Below are 16,021 nucleotides of genomic sequence, written 5' to 3' on the forward strand. Positions count from 1 at the left end.
AGGCTGCTTGCGCCCGTATCTATTGCGCAAGCAGCTACTTTTTTCATAGCAACCCGCGCACCTGCACAGCGCGCAAGCCCGCGCCCTTGCCGCGGTGATGCCACGGGGCGGCGGTATTATGGTGCGCATGACACCCCATTCGATTCCCCCAGACACCATCGCGCGCATGCTGGACGCCGCGCGCCAAGCGCGCTTAAAGGCTTACGCCCCCTACTCCCACTACCTGGTGGGCGCGGCCATCTTGGACGACCAAGGGCGCATCCACCCCGGCTGCAATGTGGAGAACGTGGCCTACCCGCAAGGCGTGTGCGCGGAAGCTGGTGCCTTGAGCGCCATGGTGTTGGCAGGCAGCACCAAGGTGCGCGGCGTGTTGGTGGTGGGCACCGGCGGCGCCTGGATCACCCCGTGCGGCGGTTGCCGCCAAAAGCTGCGCGAGTTTTGTGCACAAGACACCCCCATCTTGACGGCCAACGACACCGAGATGGGACCCAGCTACACCATGGCCCAACTGCTGCCTGACAGCTTTGGCCCTGAACACCTCAACACCTGAGCACACCATGACCGCATTCGACACCATTGCCCAACGTGCCCCCGGGGCCTACGCTCGCATTGCAATCGTTCTCGGTTCCGGCTGGGGCGGTTTGACGCAGTTGCTAAGTGACGCGGTGCGCATTCCCTACGCAGACTTAGAGGGCTTTCCGCACGCCACGGTGGCAGGCCACAGCGGCGAACTGGTGCTGGGTACCTTAGGCCAAAACCGTGTGGCGGTGATGAGCGGACGCAAGCATGGGTACGAGACCGGTGACATCAACGGCATGCAGCTGCCTTTGCAAACCCTGAAAGCGTTGGGGTGTGAAGTGCTGGTGCAAACCAACGCGGCAGGCAGCCTGCGCACGCACTTACCGCCGCAAAGCTTGATGCTGGTGGCCGACCACATCAACTTCCCCCAACGCTCCCCCTTGGTGGGCGCGACCGGCTCTGAGCGTTTTGTAGGCATGGTCGATGCCTATGACCCCGCACTGCGCGCACAAGCCCAAAGCATTGCGAAAGCCCATGGCAAAGTGCTCACCGAAGGCGTGTACGCCTGGGCGTTCGGGCCACAGTTTGAAACCCCGGCCGAGATTCGTATGTTTGCACAGCTGGGTGCCGATGCGGTGGGCATGAGCACCGTGCCTGAGACCATTTTGGCGCGCCACGCGGGGCTGCGGGTGCTGGCCCTGTCGCTGATCACGAATATGGGCGCGGGTTTGTCGCACGAACAGCTCAGCCATGCCCACACGCTTGAGCAAGCCCAAGCCGCCAGCGTTGCCGCCAGCGGTTTGCTGGCCCAGATCGTGGGCCAACTTGACTTGGCGCAAAGTCTCCCCTAGACCTTCAACACCACAATAGCGGCACTTGCTCTTGTGCCTGCCACGCGCTTTATGACCCATCCGAACCCTAGCTCCACTCCATGGTCTGAAGACTTACGCGCCAGCGCGCAGCTCGCTTTGGCCTGCTTAGACCTCACCAGCCTGAACGACGCAGACACCGAGGTTGACATCGCCCGCCTATGCGCCAAGGCCCAAGGTCCGTTTGGCCCCGTAGCTGCCGTCTGTGTCTGGCCCCGCTTGGCCGCGTTTGCGCGTGCCCAACTCCCTGCCCACATTGCCGTTGCAGCGGTGGCCAATTTCCCGGATGGCAGCACCGATGTGGCCCGCGCCGTGCGCGACACATCAGAGATCGTGCAAGCCGGTGCGCAAGAAGTGGATGTGGTACTGCCCTACCAAGCACTCATGGCGGGCGAGGACCGCGTGGTGGCGCAGCTTTTGGAAGCGGTGCGAAAGGCTGCTGCCGGCTTGCGCTTAAAGGTCATTCTGGAGAGCGGCGTGCTGCAAGACCCCACTCTGATCGCCCACGCTTCACGCCTGAGCCTGGACGCTGGGGCCGACTTCCTTAAAACCAGCACGGGCAAAACGGCAGTCAGCGCAACACCGCAGGCAGCCCGCACCATGCTCGCCGCTATTGCGGCTGACCCACGCGCCAACATGGTCGGCTTTAAGCCCTCAGGCGGCATACGCACGGTGCAAGATGCTGCCATTTTTATAGCAGCCACCGAAGAACTATTGGGCCGCGCAGCCTTGAGCCCAAGCCGCTTTCGCCTTGGGGCTAGCAGCGTTCTGACGGACATTGAAGCCGTCTTGGGTGGCAAGGTGGCACCGCCACCAGCGAAACCCGGCACTTACTAAATCACCTTCCTTTGACCGAACGCCATGCTTGCCCAAGAAATCATTCGCAGAAAGCGCGACGGCCACGCCCTGAGTGATGCCGACATCACCGCCTTTGTTAGAGGCTTGGTAGACGCCAGTTGGAGTGAAAGCCAGTCTGCCGCCATGGCGATGGCCATGTTTCTCAAAGGCATGGACAGCCACGAGACGATAGCGCTCACCCAGGCGATGACCCGCTCCGGCTCGGTCATGGACTGGAGCCACGCCGAGCTGCCTGGGCCCATATTGGACAAACACTCCACCGGCGGTGTGGGCGACAAGGTCAGCCTGATGCTCGCGCCGATTGTGGCGGCGTGTGGCGGCTACGTGCCCATGATCTCAGGCCGTGGCTTGGGCCACACCGGCGGCACACTGGACAAGTTTGACAGCATTCCCGGCTACAACAGCACGCCCAACACACAGCAGCTGCGCAAAGCCTTGCAAACCGCGGGTTGCGCCATCATCGGCCAAACGGATGAACTAGCCCCTGCTGACCGCAGGCTGTACGCCATTCGCGACGTGACCGCCACCGTGGAATCCATTCCCTTGATCACCGCCAGCATCTTGTCCAAGAAACTGGCAGCGGGACTACAGGGTTTGGTGATGGATGTGAAGGTGGGCAACGGTGCGTTTGCCGACAACCTGCCCATGGCGCAGGCGCTGGCCCAATCGCTGGTAACCGTGGCCAACGGCGCGGGCTTGCCTACCCGGGCCTGCTTGACCGACATGAACCAGATTTTGGGAGACACCTGCGGCAATGCCTTGGAGATGCAAGAGGCTTTGGCCTTTTTGAAAGGGGAACGGCAAGAAGCACGCTTGCTAAGCGTCACCCGCTTGCTCAGTGCCGAGATGCTGTGCCTTGGCAAACTGGCCGCCACGGAATCGGAGGCTTTGGCCCGCGTAGACGCCGCCTTACACAGTGGCCGTGCCTTGGAGCACTTTGCACGCATGGTGCACACGCTGGGCGGCCCCGCTGACTTTTGCGAGCGTGCGGACAGCTACCTCGCCCATGCGCCAGTCAAAATACCGGTGTTCGCCCAAGAAAGCGGCTATGTACTTGGCATCGACACGCGTGATGTGGGCCTGCAGGTGATCGAACTGGGCGGCGGGCGCCACAAAACCAGCGATGTGGTGGACCCCTGCGTAGGCTTTAGCCAATGCATCCAGCTCGGCCACGCGGTGCAAAAAGGTGATGTATTGGCTATGGTGCACGCTGCCACTGCGGACGCTGCACAGGCTGCAAGCCAAGGGTTTGCGCGCAGTGTGCACATTGGCACCACCAGCGCCTCACACGCAGCCCAACTTCAAAACGCTTCGCCGCTCCTCCAGCGCATCCACGCCTGACAACAAAAAAGGGCCTAGAGGCCCTTTTTGATTTGACGCGCGGTGAGACCGCGACTTAGCGCCCCAACTCTTGCCCTGACGCGGGCACATTGACCACAGCCGTGGGCTTGGCATTGGCGCGGTTATTCACACTCCAAGGAATCGAGGTGGCAGCCTCCAGAGGCTTGGCCTTGGTGAACAGGGCCTGCCAGAAGAAGCCGCCTTGGAAGGCAATCACTTCAAACAAGATGTAGCTCTGTGAGCTGCTGGACAACCACAGGTTGTAGGTGGGGTAAAAAACGATGGGAGACACCAGCAAGGGCAACATGATGCGCCCTACTTGCACCGACTCCAGGCCCTTGCCCATGTTGAACAAGTCCCAGTAGTAGTTGGAGAACATGCCCATGATCATCCAGCAGGCCAAGTGCCAAACAAAGACGATGCCGTGGTTGCGCACCAGCAGTGTGATCCAAGGGGGAGACGCATCGTCTGCATTCACGATGAGCACCATGAACACCCCCGTGGTCAGCAGCACCACAAAGTAGATGAACATTAAAAACTTGAGTGCTCTCGTCATGTGTCCCCCGTGAAGTAGTTCCGCTTATCTTACCCGCAGAAAAAGACGACTTAGATGAGTTTGACGCCTGTTTTGCCCTGCAAAGCCTCTAGGGTGACGCCGGGGGCCAACTCCACCACTTTCAGACCTTCAGGCGTAACGTCCATGACCGCCAAATCGGTAATGATGCGGTCCACCACGCCCAGGCCCGTCAGCGGCAAAGTGCATTGGGGCAGGATCTTGAGGTCTTCAGTGCCATCCTTCTTCTTGGCCACATGCTCCATCAAGACAATCACGCGCTTCACACCGGCCACCAAGTCCATGGCACCGCCCATGCCCTTGACCATTTTTCCGGGAATCATCCAATTGGCCAAGTCACCTTTTTCGCTGACCTGCATGGCACCCAAAATGCTCAAGTTGATCTTGCCACCGCGAATCATGGCGAAGCTCTCGTGGCTACCAAAAATGCTGGAGCCTTTGATGGTGGTTACCGTTTGCTTGCCCGCATTGATCAAGTCTGCATCCACCTCCGCTTCGGTAGGAAATGGGCCAATGCCCAACATGCCGTTTTCGCTTTGCAACCACACCTCAATGCTGGAAGGCACATGGTTTGCCACCAGTGTCGGAATGCCAATGCCTAAGTTCACGTAGAAGCCGTCTTGCAGCTCTTTGGCGGCACGCGCTGCCATTTGGTCTTGGTTCCAGCTCATAGTCAGACTCCTGTTACTTCGGTGATGGTGCGCTTCTCAATGCGCTTCTCGGGTGTGGCGTTCAGCACAATGCGGTGCACATAAATGCCGGGCAAATGCACTTGGTCGGGCTCGATGGCCCCGGTTTCCACAATTTCTTCCACCTCTACCACCGTGATTCTTCCGGCCATGGCAGCGGCTGGGTTGAAGTTGCGCGCCGTAAAGCGGAACTGCAAATTGCCAGACTTGTCAGCGCGGTGCGCTTTGACCAAGGCCACGTCGGGCACCAGCGCGCGCTCCATGACATAGGTTTCGCCATCAAACTCGCGCAGCTCTTTACCTTCGGCCACGATGGTGCCCACACCGGTTTTGGTAAAGAACGCAGGAATGCCAGCACCACCGGCACGCAGCTTTTCGGCCAAGGTACCTTGGGGTGTGAATTCGAGCTGGAGCTCACCGGCCAGGTACTGGCGCTCGAACTCTTTGTTTTCACCCACGTAGCTAGAAATCATTTTTTTGATCTGGCGCGTCTCCAAGAGCTTGCCCAAGCCAAAGCCATCGACGCCTGCATTGTTGGAAATCACACTCAGGTCTTTGACGCCGCTGTCGCGCAAGGCGTCGATCAGGGCTTCAGGAATACCGCACAAGCCAAAGCCGCCAACGGCCAGTAGCTGGCCATCTTTGACGATGCCATCTAGCGCTGCTGCAGCGCTGGGGAAGATTTTGTTCACAGTGCTTTTCTCCATTAAAGAAACAATGGGGCATACGATACTACTTAACCACATACGTAGTACTTCGTAAAGCCCAACCCTAGGCAAATCCTGTGCCACCGTGGGGCATCATCTGACCATGGAACTTGATTACCAACTTGCTTTCAAGCTTGCGCCCGTGGGCTTGGTGCTCTCGCGCAACCGCGCCATCATGGACTGCAACCAACGCCTGTGCGATATGTTTGGCGCAAGCCACGAGCAACTGGTGGGCCAATCGTTCCAAATCTTGTACCCCAGCGCTGCTGAATTTGAGCGCGCGGGTGAGCGCATCTACCCCATCCTGAACCGCAGTGGAAGCTACGCCGATGACCGCCTGATGAAGCGCCTAGACGGCCGCTGCAAGGGTGAGATTTTTTGGTGCCACGTCACCGGTGCAGCGCTCAAGCGCGACACGCCCCACGAGGCTGGAATCTGGACCTTTGAAGACCTCAGCGCCCACCGTCCCGTAAAAGCAGAGCTCACCGCGCGCGAGCGCGAAGTCTGTGCCTATTTGATCCAAGGCCTCACCTCCAAACAAATTGGCAAGACTCTGACAATTAGCCACCGCACGGTAGAAATTTACCGCGCCAGGCTGATGCGCAAATACCAGGCGACCACCACGGCAGACTTGGTGCACAAGCTGGTCGCTGGGTAAAGGCCAAGGACCGCCAGCACTTAGTCAGCCCTGCAGGCGCACACCCATAAGGCGGACGCAACGATCAAGCCACCGCCAACCCACGCGGTAAAGCTCAAAGACTCCCCCAACCACAGCACCGCAAACAAGGCGCCAAACGCAGGCTCGCTGCTGGTCAGCAACGTCACGCGGCTGGGTGAAGAGTGCTTAAGCGCCCAGTTTTGGGCAAAAAAAGCAAATACGGTACAGCCGATCACCAGGTAAGCCACCATTTGCCAAAACGCGGGGCTGCTCGGCAGTGCTGGCAGGCCCTCCTGACTCGCCAGGCCCAAGGCCAAACAACCCACGGCTATCACCCCCGACTGCACCGCCGTCAGTGCCAAAGCCGGTGCGTCACGCCCCTGGGTCCACTTGCTGGTTTGGCACACACCGACTGCGCGCAACATGGCGGCACAGAGCATCAATGCATCCCCATAGCCAAACTGGGACTCCAAGCCACCACTGAGCAAACCAGCGCCTACCAGCGACACCGCCGCAAACACAAAGATGGCCGGGGCCGGCTTGCGCCCCAGCATCCACCACTCGACAAACGGCGTAAAGACCACGCACAAGCTGATCAAGAAGGCGGCATTGCTGGCCTGTGTGTGGGCCACCCCATAGGTTTCACACAAAAAAATGGCCAGCATCATGCCGCCCAAGGGCAGGCCTGCAATCAGGGCATGCTGCCGTTGGCGCGGCGTGGCGGCCCACAGGGCAGGACTCAGAAGCAAAAACGTCAGCGAAAACCGCACCGCCAAGAAGCCCAGCACGGGATAAAAGGCCAAAGCACCCTTGGCCACGCCATAGCTGGTGCCCCAAACGACCGCGACCAAAAGTAGAGCGATATCGGACAGGCGTTGCAAATGTCTGGGCTGCGTAAGGACGAGGCTTGTCATGTCGTGGGGGGAGTCATCAGTGAACGAAGCCTATTGTTGATCCGTGAATCTGTATTGATAATCACCAACTTCAGAACATTACTTTTGCGCCATGAGCATCAATACCGCCTTGGACTCCTTGCCAGACATGGCTGCATTTGCCCGCGTAGTGGATGCAGGCAGCTTTTCGGCGGCCGCACGCCAACTGGGGGTAACCCCTTCGGCAGTGAGCCGACAAGTGGCACGGCTAGAAGACTTGCTGCGGGTCCGATTGCTGGAGCGCACCACCCGCAAACTGCGGCTCACCGATGCAGGCCAAGCCGCCTACACGCGCTGCCAAGCCATGGTGAGCGCCGCGCGCGAGGTGTTGGCCCTGAGCGACACCCATACCGAAGTGCCCAAAGGCTTGGTACGGGTGAGCATGCCTAAGGCCGTGTGCCGCTTGGTTGTGCACCCATTGATGCTAGGTTTTTTGCAGCGCTACCCAGAGGTCGATGTGCAGCTGGTGGTGACCGACCGCGCGGTGGACTTGTTCGAAGAGTCGCTGGACCTTGCAATCCGCATCACCGACACGCCGCCACTGGGCTTGGCAGGCCGCCCGCTGATGCGCATTCGCCACCTGGCATGCGCCAGCCCCCAGTATTTGGCGCAACGCGGCACACCCCAGCACCCGCGCGACTTGGCGCAGCACAGCTGCTTGTACTTAGGTGAAGACGCCCGCGACCGCCATTGGCGCTTTCAGCGTGCGGGCGAGCGTGTGCAGGTCAGCGTGCAAGGGCGCTACATCGCCAACCACAGTGAAATACGCTTAGAAGGCGCCCTCAACCACCTGGGCATTGCCAGCCTGCCCGAGTTCACCGCGCGCCAAGCCTTGGCCAGTGGTGAACTGGTCACCGTACTCGACGACTGGGAACACCAAACCGACTACGCAGGCATGGCGTGGATCTTGTACCCCCCTAACCGCTACCTATCGAGCAAAGTGCGCGTTTGGATTGACTACATTGCAGAGCACTTGGCCCCGCAGATGCAACCCCATGCTGCGGAAAAAGACTAAGCCTTAGTCGCTCGGCGTTTTCACGTCCCCGCCTTGCGCCCCCCCCCCCTTGCTTGCGTGTCATCCGCTCATGATTTCGGTACACAATGCCACCTATGGAATCTACTGAAACCCTTACCCAACACGTAACCGACAACCGCCTCGCCGATGCGTGGGCCGAGTTGCAAAACCATGCAGCGCAAGGCAATCCCTTGGAGCCCAATGCTTACCGCTTGGCGTTTGCCGATCCAGAATTCATGCTGCGCCGCGAAACCCGTGGGCTGCGCATTCAGCTTGAGATGCTCAAGCCGGACTTGGAGCAAGCCAGCCAGGGCATCCAAAACACGGTGGTGGTTTTTGGAAGTGCGCGTTTTCTTGCCCCTGAAGATGCACAAGCCGCTTTGGCCAAAGCGCAGGCCAGTGGCAGTGCAACAGAGCTCGCCACTGCGCGCCAGCAGGTCAAAAATGCGGTGTATTACGACCAAGCCCGTTTGTTTGCGCGCTTGGTTGCGTCGTACAGCGCGCCTTTGCCCCACGAGCAGCGCCTCACCATTGCTACGGGTGGTGGCCCCGGCATCATGGAAGCGGCTAACCGCGGGGCCCATGAACTGGGCGCTTTAAGCGTGGGGCTGAACATCGCCCTGCCCCACGAGCAAAGCGCAAATCCTTATGTGTCACCCAGCCTGAATTTCAAGTTCCACTACTTTGCCACGCGCAAAATGCATTTCATGATGCGGGCGAAGGCACTGGTGGCGTTTCCTGGCGGTTTTGGTACTTTGGACGAGCTGTTTGAAGTGATAACCTTGGTGCAAACACGCAAGGCCAAGCCGGTGCCCATCGTGCTGTTTGGTTCTGACTACTGGAAGCGTTTGGTCAACTTTGATGTGTTGGTGGAAGAAGCCACCATTTCTGAAGAAGACCTCAAGCTCTTTAGCTATGTGGACACGCCGCAAGACGCTTGGGACGTTATTCGTCGGTTTTACGGTTTGTAAGCCCGCCATGCGGCGGTGCCCGCAAATGCCATGCGGGGCGGGCACCGGCACCTACCGTGGCACCGACCACCCAAAAAACGACCGAAACACCCACCGTAGCGCCTACGGCACCAAAGAGCATGGGCATCAGTACGCTGGACGCGTTCATCGCCATCAAGCGGATGCCAATGGCCTCGCCCAAGCGCGCTTCTGGCGTGATTTGGTGCAAGGTACTCATGATCATGGGCTGCACGGAGCCCAAGGCCAAGCCCAGCAACACCGAGCACAGGCCCATGGCCCACGCAGAGTGCATCAGGGGATATAGCGCAAACAAGGTAGCCGTGCTCACCATGGCACACACCAAGACCACATGCTCCTTCAAGCGCGAAGCAAACAGGGGCATGAGCACCCGCACCACCGCAGCCGCTACGGCAAAAGCGCCCAGTATGGTGCCTATGACCGATGCGCTGAGCCCACGCTCATGGCCTAACACCGGCACCACAAAGGTGTGCACATCCCAACACGAGGCCAAGCTGATGTTGACCAGCATGAGCCTTCGCATCATGGGTTGGCGCAACAGGTCCCAGGCGCGTGCGGACTTGGCCACAGTGCTTGGTTGGCTTGACTCGCTCATGCCAGAGCTGCGAACTAAAAACCAAGTACCCAAAGGCAAGAGTGCCATGAGCAAAAACGCCACGCGGTAGCCCACCAGGTCGCCCGCTGCGCTGCCTGCGTAGTCAATCAGCAATCCGGCAGCAAATGGCCCCAAAAAGTTAGAGATTGCGGGGCCAGTGGCCAACCAGCTAAACACACGCTTGAGGTCGGTTGGGTTCTGCGCAATGCGCCCTGCATGCCTTTGCAAGGCTATGACAGCCGCGCCGGTGGCGCCCCCCGACATGAGCGCACTGACGCACAACACCGGGTACACAGGAAACAGCACAGCAAAGCCCACCCCGACCACAGACGCAATCACCGCGAACCCCACGGGGCGCACCAGGCCGTGCCGGTCGGTAAATCGCCCAGCGGGTAGAGCCAAAAACACCTGCGTCAAGGAAAACAGCGCCAAAAGCACCCCCACGGCCAAGGGGCTGTAGCCCATTTTCAGGGCCAGCAGCGGCGCTGCCATGCGGGTGCCCGCCATACAGGCATGCAAGCAAATTTGCGCGGCAATGAGCCGCGCCAATAGATGGCGCTGTGCGCGCTGGTGCATGTGGGAAGCACTCATGGCTTATCGACCACAGGGTCGGTGTCAAAGTCTTTATCAAACGCGATGATGCCGGGCACTTGCGCATCGGGCAGCGCTTGCACGTGCTTGAGTGCGCGGCCCATCGCCCGGCTGCGCGTCTCTGCGCTGTCCAAGGTTTTGAGCACGGTTTCTGTTTGCGCTTTGACTTTGGCCAGCACATCGCCAAACTTGCCAAATTCTGTCTTTACCGCACCCAGTACCTGCCAGACTTCGCTGGACCGTTTCTCCAAGGCGAGCGTGCGAAAGCCCATTTGCAAAGAGCTCAGCATGGCTAACAGTGTGGTGGGGCCCGCCAGTGTGATGCGGTGTTCACGCTGCAAAACCTCCATCAGCCCCGGGCGGCGCAACACCTCGGCGTACAGGCCCTCCGTGGGGAGAAACAGCACGGCAAAGTCGGTGGTGTATGGCGGCTCTACATACTTCTCGGCGATGGACTTGGCCTCTAGCCGGATGCGCAGCTCTAGCGCTTTACCGGCTGCCTCTGCCCCTGCAGCATCCGCGCGGCCTTGCGCGTCTAACAGGCGCTCGTAATCATCGTTGGGAAACTTGGCATCAATCGGCAGCCACAGCGGGTCGCCGGTCTCAGACTTGCCCGGCAGCTTGATCGCAAAGTCCACCACGTTTTTGCTGCCTGGCCGTGTGGCGACCTGGGCAGCATACTGGTCGGGCACAAACACTTGCTCTAGCAGGGACGCCAGCTGTGCCTCCCCAAAAATACCCCGGGTTTTAACGTTGGTGAGCAGGTGCTTGAGGTCGCCCACGCCCTGCGCCAAGGCTTGCATTTCGCCCAAGCCTTTGTGCACTTGCTCCAAACGCTCTGCCACCTGCTTAAAGCTTTCGCCTAGGCGGGCTTGCAAGGTGGCTTGCAGCTTTTCGTCCACGGTGGCGCGCATTTCTTCAAGCTTGCCCGCATTGCTGGCCTGCAGTTGGGCCAGTTGCTTTTCTAGGGTTTCGCGCACTTCTCCCATGCGCCGGGCGTTGGACTCCGCCAAGCCCGAGAGTTGTTGGCTCAGGGTGTCGGATACCGATTTTTGCAGCAAGGCCAGTTGCTGGCCAAAGGCATCCATTTGGGTATTTTGAGTGCGGGTGGCCTCTGCACTTTGCTGCACAAGGGTCTGCTGAAAGGTGGCCAGGGTGTGCCCCAGTTCTTGACGACCTTGGCGCGCTGAGTCTGCCATGTCGCGGCGCAGGTCGCGCTCGAACGCGGCCATGCGCTCAAAGCCAGTGCGGACGGTGGCGAGGAGTTCAAGGCGGCCCTGCTCTGCGGCACGTGCGGCTAACTCTGCTGATTTGCTATCCAGCTGCTGGCCCCCTGCCAAGTTACGCCACAGCAACACAGCCAACAAGACCAGGTTGACGCCAGCCAAACCCACACCAACCCACACCGCAACATCATTCAAACCCAATTCCTCCAGTCCTCTATTGTTGTGCAAAAGCGAGCGTGTGGCTTCGTCCGACGCATTTTGAGGCAAAACCACCCGTTGGCGCCCATTGCGCTTGCGCAGGCAGCTATCAAATTTATAGTACACAGGTAGCACAAGGGAGGTGAGTTCGAGGCCAGCAACAGCACGCTCTGTCACAAAATAAACGCCGCTGCGTTACACCGCAGTCACATTGGAAATAGCATGATGGCTATCACTACAACAAACGGAGAAAAACATGCACAACACACAACGTCTCAGCTTGACCCTGTCGGCAATCGCTATGTCCCTAGCACTCTCGGCTTGCACCCGCATCGAAACCGGTGAGGTGGGCCTGCGTATCAACTTTGACAAAACCACGGACCCCACGGAGCGCCTGCCGGGAACGTTTAACCAAACGCTGATTGGCGACATCATCACGTTCAAAATCCAAGATGTAGCGGTAGCGGTGGACAACATGACGCCCTTGGCGTCTGACAACTCCACGATCAAAGACTTCGACATGACCGTGGTCTACAACATCAACCCCGCAGCCGTCTCTGAGCTGTGGACGACCAAAAACAAAACTTTCCATGGCATGTCAGACAAAGACATTTTGCTCATGCAAAACTACGTGGCACTGAGTGCGCGCAACGCGGCCTACAAGGTGGCGCGTGAGTACGAGTCTTTGAAAATGGCGGACAACCGGCCCATCATTGAGCAAAAAATCCGCGAGAACATCATCAAGACCCTGACGGAAGAAAAGCTGGCCGAGAAGATCACCGTGTCTCAGATTCAAGTGCGCGCCATCACCCCTGCAGACATCATTGTTGCCAGCGCCAATGAACTGGTGCGGGCACAAAATGAACTCAAGACCAAAGAGGTGGAAGTGCAAACTGCCAAGAAAGAGGCCGAACGCATTGCCGCACTGAACGCGAATGCAGGTGCAATTGGCTATATGAACGCGATGGCCAACCTCAAGATCGCTGAAGGCGTTGCAGCAGGCAAAGTGAACACGATTGTGGTGCCTTACGACTTCAAGGGCATCGTGAACGCAAAGTAGGGCAAGGTCGGCTAGGCCAGCACGTCTGGGTTCAAGGGCGTAACCGGTTTGCCATGCACAAGGTAGCCCACGAGGTTGTCCACCGCCAACTGCGCCATAGCCCTGCGCGTGGGCAGACTGGCGCTGGCAATGTGCGGCGTTAACACCACGTTGCTCAATGCCAGCAGTGCGGGATGCACGGTGGGCTCGCCTTCAAACACGTCTAGCCCTGCTGCTGCAATGCGTTTTGCCGCCAAGGCTTCGGCCAGCGCTGCGTCGTCTACGATGCCGCCTCTGGCGAGGTTGATGAGGGTGGCGCTTGGCTTCATGAGGGCCAACTCAGGGGCCCCTATGGCGTGGTGCGTTTGCTTCGAGTAAGGCAAGACCAGCATCAAGTGATCACTGGAGCGCAAAAGCTCTTCTTTGGCAACCCACTGGGCCCGGCACTGGGCTTCTGTCGCGGGGTCTAAACGGCTGCGGTTGTGGTACAGCACCTTCATGCCAAACCCTAGTGCGGCGCGTTTGGCTATACCCTGCCCTATGCGCCCCATGCCTAGTATTCCCAGGGTAGAACCATGCACATCGGCACCCGCAAACATGTCATAGCGCCATTGGGTCCACAGTCCGGCACGCAGGAAATGCTCGCTTTCGGTCACGCGCCTGGCGGTGGCTAGCAGCAAGGCAAAGCCAAAGTCTGCGGTGGTTTCGGTCAATACGTCTGGTGCATTGGTGCCAAGCACTTTGGCGGCCGTCATCGCAGCGAGGTCAAAGTTGTTGTAGCCCACCGTCATGTTAGCGCAGATTCTGAGCTTGGGGCAAGCGGCCAGCAAGGCGGCATCGACCCTATCGGTGCCCATGGCAAACAGCCCTGCTTTGTCTTGCAACTTAGCGGCCAAGACATCGGGACCCCACACTTCATCTGTTTGGTTGGTCTCGAGCTCAAAGTGTGCAGACAACTGGTCTAGCACCTCGGGAAAAATGGCGCGGGCAATCAACACTTTGGGCAGTTGGCTCATCTCATTCTCTTAAACAATGGCTTTGCGCCCATCAAATAGGCGCAGACAGCTATTTAATTTATAGCAAACAATCACACTACGCTGTGACAGCATGTCTACTCGGGTTGGTTGATATCGAACACTTGGCGCAAGTAGGCCAAGTATTTCTCATCGTCACACATGCTTTTGGACGGCGTGTCAGACAACTTGGCCACGGGTTGGCCGTTGCATCGCACCATTTTGATCACAATTTGCAAGGGCACATGCTCGGGCGCATCGGCAATGTCATTCGTGAGGTCGGTGCCAATACCAAAGGCAAGTTGGCAGCGACCACGGAACTGCTGGTACAACTCAATGGTGCGTGGAACGGTCAAAGCGTCGCTAAAGATCAGAGTTTTGGTGCGGGGATCCACCCGGTTACTGATGTAATGGTCCAACATGCGCTCCCCCCAGTTGAAGGGGTCCCCACTGTCATGGCGCGCACCATCAAACAGCTTGCAGAACAGCAAATCAAAGTCGCGCAAAAACGCGCTCATGCCGTACACATCGCTCAATGCAATGCCCAAGTCGCCCCGATACTCTTTGGCCCATGACTCGAAGGCATAGATTTGACTGTCGCGAAGCCGTGGCCCTAAGGCTTGGCAGGCCTGCAAGTACTCATGGGCCATGGTGCCCAAGGGGGTCATGCCTAGCTTCATGGCGAAGAACACATTGCTGGTCCCAGCCAATTGGCCAGGTGTGCCGCGCGCATGGCCAGGGCTTTGTCCTAGGCCCAGTTTGGCGGACAGCACCCGCAATACCTCTTCGTGCCACGCCTTGGAGAAACGTCTGCGCGTGCCGTAGTCAGCGATCTTGAGGTCGGCGAGGCCCTCACCACGCAAGAGCGCGATTTTTTCGTCTAGGCGCCTGCGGCCCTCCATGAGGTTGGGCAGTTGTTGGGTATTGCGAAAGTACACCTCATTGACGATGGCCAGCACGGGTATCTCAAACAAGATGGTGTGCAGCCATGGGCCCCGAATGCTGATACCAATTTCCCCTGTAGGCAGCGCCTCCACTGTGATGTACTTTTCGTTGAGCTGAAACAAGCCCAAAAAGTCCACGAAGTCGCTCTTGATGAAGCGCAGCGATTGCAGGTACTCCAGCTCTTCGTCTTGAAAGTGCAAACTGCACAGCGAGCGGATCTCGCTGCGAATTTCAGCGATGTACGGAGCCAACGCACGGGTGGCCTGTCCAGTGAGCGGGTCAATGGCGGGGTTTCTGCACTTGAACTTGTATTCGACCTGCGCCCCCGGAAACTGATGCAGTACGACTTGCATCATGGTGAACTTGTAAAGATCAGTGTCTAGCAGACTGGTAATGATCATGGGTGTGGTCTCAGAGTCAGGACTTAGGGCTTAGTCCAACCATTGGGTAAAGTCTTGTGCCGCAACGCGAGGCGTTTGCAAGGTATTGACCACCGCATCTTCATCGGCATAGCCAAGCGACATTCCACAGACCAGCATTTCCTCAGCTCCGGCACCAATATGCGGCAAGATGATGGATGCAAAACCGTTCCAAGCAGCCTGCGGGCAGGTGTCCAAACCGTGCGCCCGTGCAGCCACCATGATGCTTTGCAAGAACATGCCGTAGTCCAGCAAAGAGCCACGGCCTAAGACGCGGTTGATCGTGAACATGAGTCCCACAGGCGCATCAAAGAATTGGAAGTTTCTTTGGTGCTGTACATGCATCTTGTCTTTGTCAGCTTTGCCTATGCCCAGCAAACCATAAAGGCTCCAGCCGTTTTCGCGGCGGCGGTCAATAAATGGGCTGATCCACTTTTCGGGGTAGTAGTCGTACTCCTCTCGGTATTGAGCGGCCAAACTAGGGTCCGCACGAACTGCATCGTGGGCCGCACAGACCTTGTGGACCAAAGTATCGCGGCTCTGCCCCTGCAAAACATAGACCTTCCACGGCTGTGTATTGGTACCTGAAGGTGCACGGCTTGCGAGATCAAGCAGAAGGGTGATCAGCTCTTTGGCAACAGGTTGTGGCTTGAATGCACGAATGGACCGACGTGAGCGAATGGCGTTATCAACAGAGATGTTGGACATTGAAAGGCTTTCAATAGGTTAAAGCGCTTGGGGGTTGTAAGCACATTCTGCCAGCGTAGCGCGCACGGCTTCCACTCAAGCCTGTCGGGTCCAAACCTTAGTTTCATGACACAGGTATGAAATTTTCAAAGCTTCA

General features: G+C 58.5%; 17 protein-coding genes. 8 read left to right on the plus strand and 9 right to left on the minus strand.

Features of this window, described 5'->3' with window-relative positions; genetic code table 11:
* The first annotated feature begins 127 nt into the window (after positions 1 to 127).
* From cdd to deoA, 4 genes are read left to right on the plus strand one after another with little or no spacing between them, the layout of a single operon-like run.
* On the plus strand, positions 128 to 550 hold the full coding sequence (gene cdd / locus EXZ61_RS11795) for a cytidine deaminase (protein ID WP_178084855.1): 423 nt from the start codon (positions 128 to 130) through the stop codon (positions 548 to 550).
* Positions 551 to 557: 7 nt separating this feature from the next.
* The gene (locus EXZ61_RS11800) at positions 558 to 1,370 is read left to right on the plus strand and encodes a purine-nucleoside phosphorylase (RefSeq protein ID WP_142811959.1); all 813 of its coding nucleotides are present in this window, start codon (positions 558 to 560) and stop codon (positions 1,368 to 1,370) included.
* A gap of 51 nt (positions 1,371 to 1,421) precedes the next feature.
* Positions 1,422 to 2,225, plus strand: coding sequence for a deoxyribose-phosphate aldolase (gene deoC, locus EXZ61_RS11805; protein ID WP_142811960.1), 804 nt, complete (start codon positions 1,422 to 1,424; stop codon positions 2,223 to 2,225).
* 24 nt (positions 2,226 to 2,249) lie between these two features.
* Positions 2,250 to 3,587 (plus strand): thymidine phosphorylase, encoded by a 1,338-nt coding sequence (gene deoA, locus EXZ61_RS11810; RefSeq protein WP_142811961.1) that lies wholly within the window; start codon positions 2,250 to 2,252, stop codon positions 3,585 to 3,587.
* Positions 3,588 to 3,642: 55 nt separating this feature from the next.
* Here deoA and EXZ61_RS11815 read toward each other — a convergent pair whose 3' ends face one another.
* From EXZ61_RS11815 to EXZ61_RS11825, 3 genes are read right to left on the minus strand one after another with little or no spacing between them, the layout of a single operon-like run.
* Complete coding sequence (locus EXZ61_RS11815) at positions 3,643 to 4,143, minus strand: hypothetical protein (protein WP_142811962.1); 501 nt, start codon at positions 4,141 to 4,143, stop codon at positions 3,643 to 3,645.
* A gap of 50 nt (positions 4,144 to 4,193) precedes the next feature.
* A complete protein-coding gene (locus EXZ61_RS11820) occupies positions 4,194 to 4,832 on the minus strand; it encodes a CoA transferase subunit B (RefSeq protein WP_142811963.1) in 639 nt (212 codons plus the stop codon).
* A 2-nt stretch (positions 4,833 to 4,834) separates the two neighbouring features.
* Positions 4,835 to 5,542: a CoA transferase subunit A gene (locus EXZ61_RS11825; protein WP_142811964.1), complete on the minus strand. Its 708-nt coding sequence runs from the start codon at positions 5,540 to 5,542 to the stop codon at positions 4,835 to 4,837.
* A gap of 118 nt (positions 5,543 to 5,660) precedes the next feature.
* Between EXZ61_RS11825 and EXZ61_RS11830 the strand changes: the two genes are divergently transcribed.
* The gene (locus EXZ61_RS11830) at positions 5,661 to 6,215 is read left to right on the plus strand and encodes a LuxR C-terminal-related transcriptional regulator (protein WP_142811965.1); all 555 of its coding nucleotides are present in this window, start codon (positions 5,661 to 5,663) and stop codon (positions 6,213 to 6,215) included.
* Between the two features lie 20 nt (positions 6,216 to 6,235).
* Here the strand turns inward: EXZ61_RS11830 and EXZ61_RS11835 are convergent, their stop codons facing one another.
* A complete protein-coding gene (locus EXZ61_RS11835; protein WP_142811966.1) occupies positions 6,236 to 7,129 on the minus strand; it encodes a DMT family transporter in 894 nt (297 codons plus the stop codon).
* 91 nt (positions 7,130 to 7,220) lie between these two features.
* Between EXZ61_RS11835 and EXZ61_RS11840 the strand changes: the two genes are divergently transcribed.
* The gene (locus tag EXZ61_RS11840) at positions 7,221 to 8,162 is read left to right on the plus strand and encodes a LysR family transcriptional regulator (RefSeq protein ID WP_142811967.1); all 942 of its coding nucleotides are present in this window, start codon (positions 7,221 to 7,223) and stop codon (positions 8,160 to 8,162) included.
* Between the two features lie 95 nt (positions 8,163 to 8,257).
* Positions 8,258 to 9,133 (plus strand): LOG family protein, encoded by an 876-nt coding sequence (locus EXZ61_RS11845; protein ID WP_142811968.1) that lies wholly within the window; start codon positions 8,258 to 8,260, stop codon positions 9,131 to 9,133.
* Here the strand turns inward: EXZ61_RS11845 and EXZ61_RS11850 are convergent.
* Complete coding sequence (locus tag EXZ61_RS11850; RefSeq protein ID WP_237218940.1) at positions 9,108 to 10,337, minus strand: MFS transporter; 1,230 nt, start codon at positions 10,335 to 10,337, stop codon at positions 9,108 to 9,110. The genes EXZ61_RS11845 and EXZ61_RS11850 overlap by 26 nt on opposite strands.
* Positions 10,334 to 11,758: a DNA recombination protein RmuC gene (locus EXZ61_RS11855; RefSeq protein WP_237218941.1), complete on the minus strand. Its 1,425-nt coding sequence runs from the start codon at positions 11,756 to 11,758 to the stop codon at positions 10,334 to 10,336. Before EXZ61_RS11855 ends, EXZ61_RS11850 begins: the two co-directional genes overlap by 4 nt.
* 259 nt (positions 11,759 to 12,017) lie before the next feature.
* Here EXZ61_RS11855 and EXZ61_RS11860 point away from each other — a divergent pair, with 259 nt between their 5' ends.
* Positions 12,018 to 12,821: an SPFH domain-containing protein gene (locus EXZ61_RS11860; RefSeq protein ID WP_142811969.1), complete on the plus strand. Its 804-nt coding sequence runs from the start codon at positions 12,018 to 12,020 to the stop codon at positions 12,819 to 12,821.
* A gap of 11 nt (positions 12,822 to 12,832) precedes the next feature.
* Here the strand turns inward: EXZ61_RS11860 and EXZ61_RS11865 are convergent, their stop codons facing one another.
* The 3 genes from EXZ61_RS11865 to EXZ61_RS11875 all read right to left on the minus strand — a co-directional run bounded on the left by EXZ61_RS11865 (position 12,833) and on the right by EXZ61_RS11875 (position 15,885).
* Positions 12,833 to 13,816: a 2-hydroxyacid dehydrogenase gene (locus tag EXZ61_RS11865; protein ID WP_142811970.1), complete on the minus strand. Its 984-nt coding sequence runs from the start codon at positions 13,814 to 13,816 to the stop codon at positions 12,833 to 12,835.
* A 95-nt stretch (positions 13,817 to 13,911) separates the two neighbouring features.
* Positions 13,912 to 15,159: a nicotinate phosphoribosyltransferase gene (gene pncB, locus EXZ61_RS11870; RefSeq protein WP_142811971.1), complete on the minus strand. Its 1,248-nt coding sequence runs from the start codon at positions 15,157 to 15,159 to the stop codon at positions 13,912 to 13,914.
* A gap of 30 nt (positions 15,160 to 15,189) precedes the next feature.
* Positions 15,190 to 15,885: a nitroreductase gene (locus EXZ61_RS11875; protein ID WP_142811972.1), complete on the minus strand. Its 696-nt coding sequence runs from the start codon at positions 15,883 to 15,885 to the stop codon at positions 15,190 to 15,192.
* Positions 15,886 to 16,021 lie beyond the last annotated feature (136 nt).

The organism is Rhodoferax aquaticus (assembly GCF_006974105.1).
Lineage (GTDB): Bacteria > Pseudomonadota > Gammaproteobacteria > Burkholderiales > Burkholderiaceae_C > Allorhodoferax > Allorhodoferax aquaticus_A.

Coding starts and splice junctions, on each gene's coding strand:
- EXZ61_RS11850 (WP_237218940.1), bottom strand. CDS start 10,337: ATGAGTGCTTCCCACATGCACCAGCGCGCACAGCGCCATCTATTGGCG.
- EXZ61_RS11830 (WP_142811965.1), top strand. CDS start 5,661: ATGGAACTTGATTACCAACTTGCTTTCAAGCTTGCGCCCGTGGGCTTG.
- EXZ61_RS11840 (WP_142811967.1), top strand. CDS start 7,221: ATGAGCATCAATACCGCCTTGGACTCCTTGCCAGACATGGCTGCATTT.
- EXZ61_RS11800 (WP_142811959.1), top strand. CDS start 558: ATGACCGCATTCGACACCATTGCCCAACGTGCCCCCGGGGCCTACGCT.
- deoA (WP_142811961.1), top strand. CDS start 2,250: ATGCTTGCCCAAGAAATCATTCGCAGAAAGCGCGACGGCCACGCCCTG.
- EXZ61_RS11865 (WP_142811970.1), bottom strand. CDS start 13,816: ATGAGCCAACTGCCCAAAGTGTTGATTGCCCGCGCCATTTTTCCCGAG.
- EXZ61_RS11820 (WP_142811963.1), bottom strand. CDS start 4,832: ATGAGCTGGAACCAAGACCAAATGGCAGCGCGTGCCGCCAAAGAGCTG.
- pncB (WP_142811971.1), bottom strand. CDS start 15,159: ATGATCATTACCAGTCTGCTAGACACTGATCTTTACAAGTTCACCATG.
- deoC (WP_142811960.1), top strand. CDS start 1,422: ATGACCCATCCGAACCCTAGCTCCACTCCATGGTCTGAAGACTTACGC.
- EXZ61_RS11875 (WP_142811972.1), bottom strand. CDS start 15,885: ATGTCCAACATCTCTGTTGATAACGCCATTCGCTCACGTCGGTCCATT.
- EXZ61_RS11845 (WP_142811968.1), top strand. CDS start 8,258: ATGGAATCTACTGAAACCCTTACCCAACACGTAACCGACAACCGCCTC.
- EXZ61_RS11835 (WP_142811966.1), bottom strand. CDS start 7,129: ATGACAAGCCTCGTCCTTACGCAGCCCAGACATTTGCAACGCCTGTCC.
- cdd (WP_178084855.1), top strand. CDS start 128: ATGACACCCCATTCGATTCCCCCAGACACCATCGCGCGCATGCTGGAC.
- EXZ61_RS11860 (WP_142811969.1), top strand. CDS start 12,018: ATGCACAACACACAACGTCTCAGCTTGACCCTGTCGGCAATCGCTATG.
- EXZ61_RS11815 (WP_142811962.1), bottom strand. CDS start 4,143: ATGACGAGAGCACTCAAGTTTTTAATGTTCATCTACTTTGTGGTGCTG.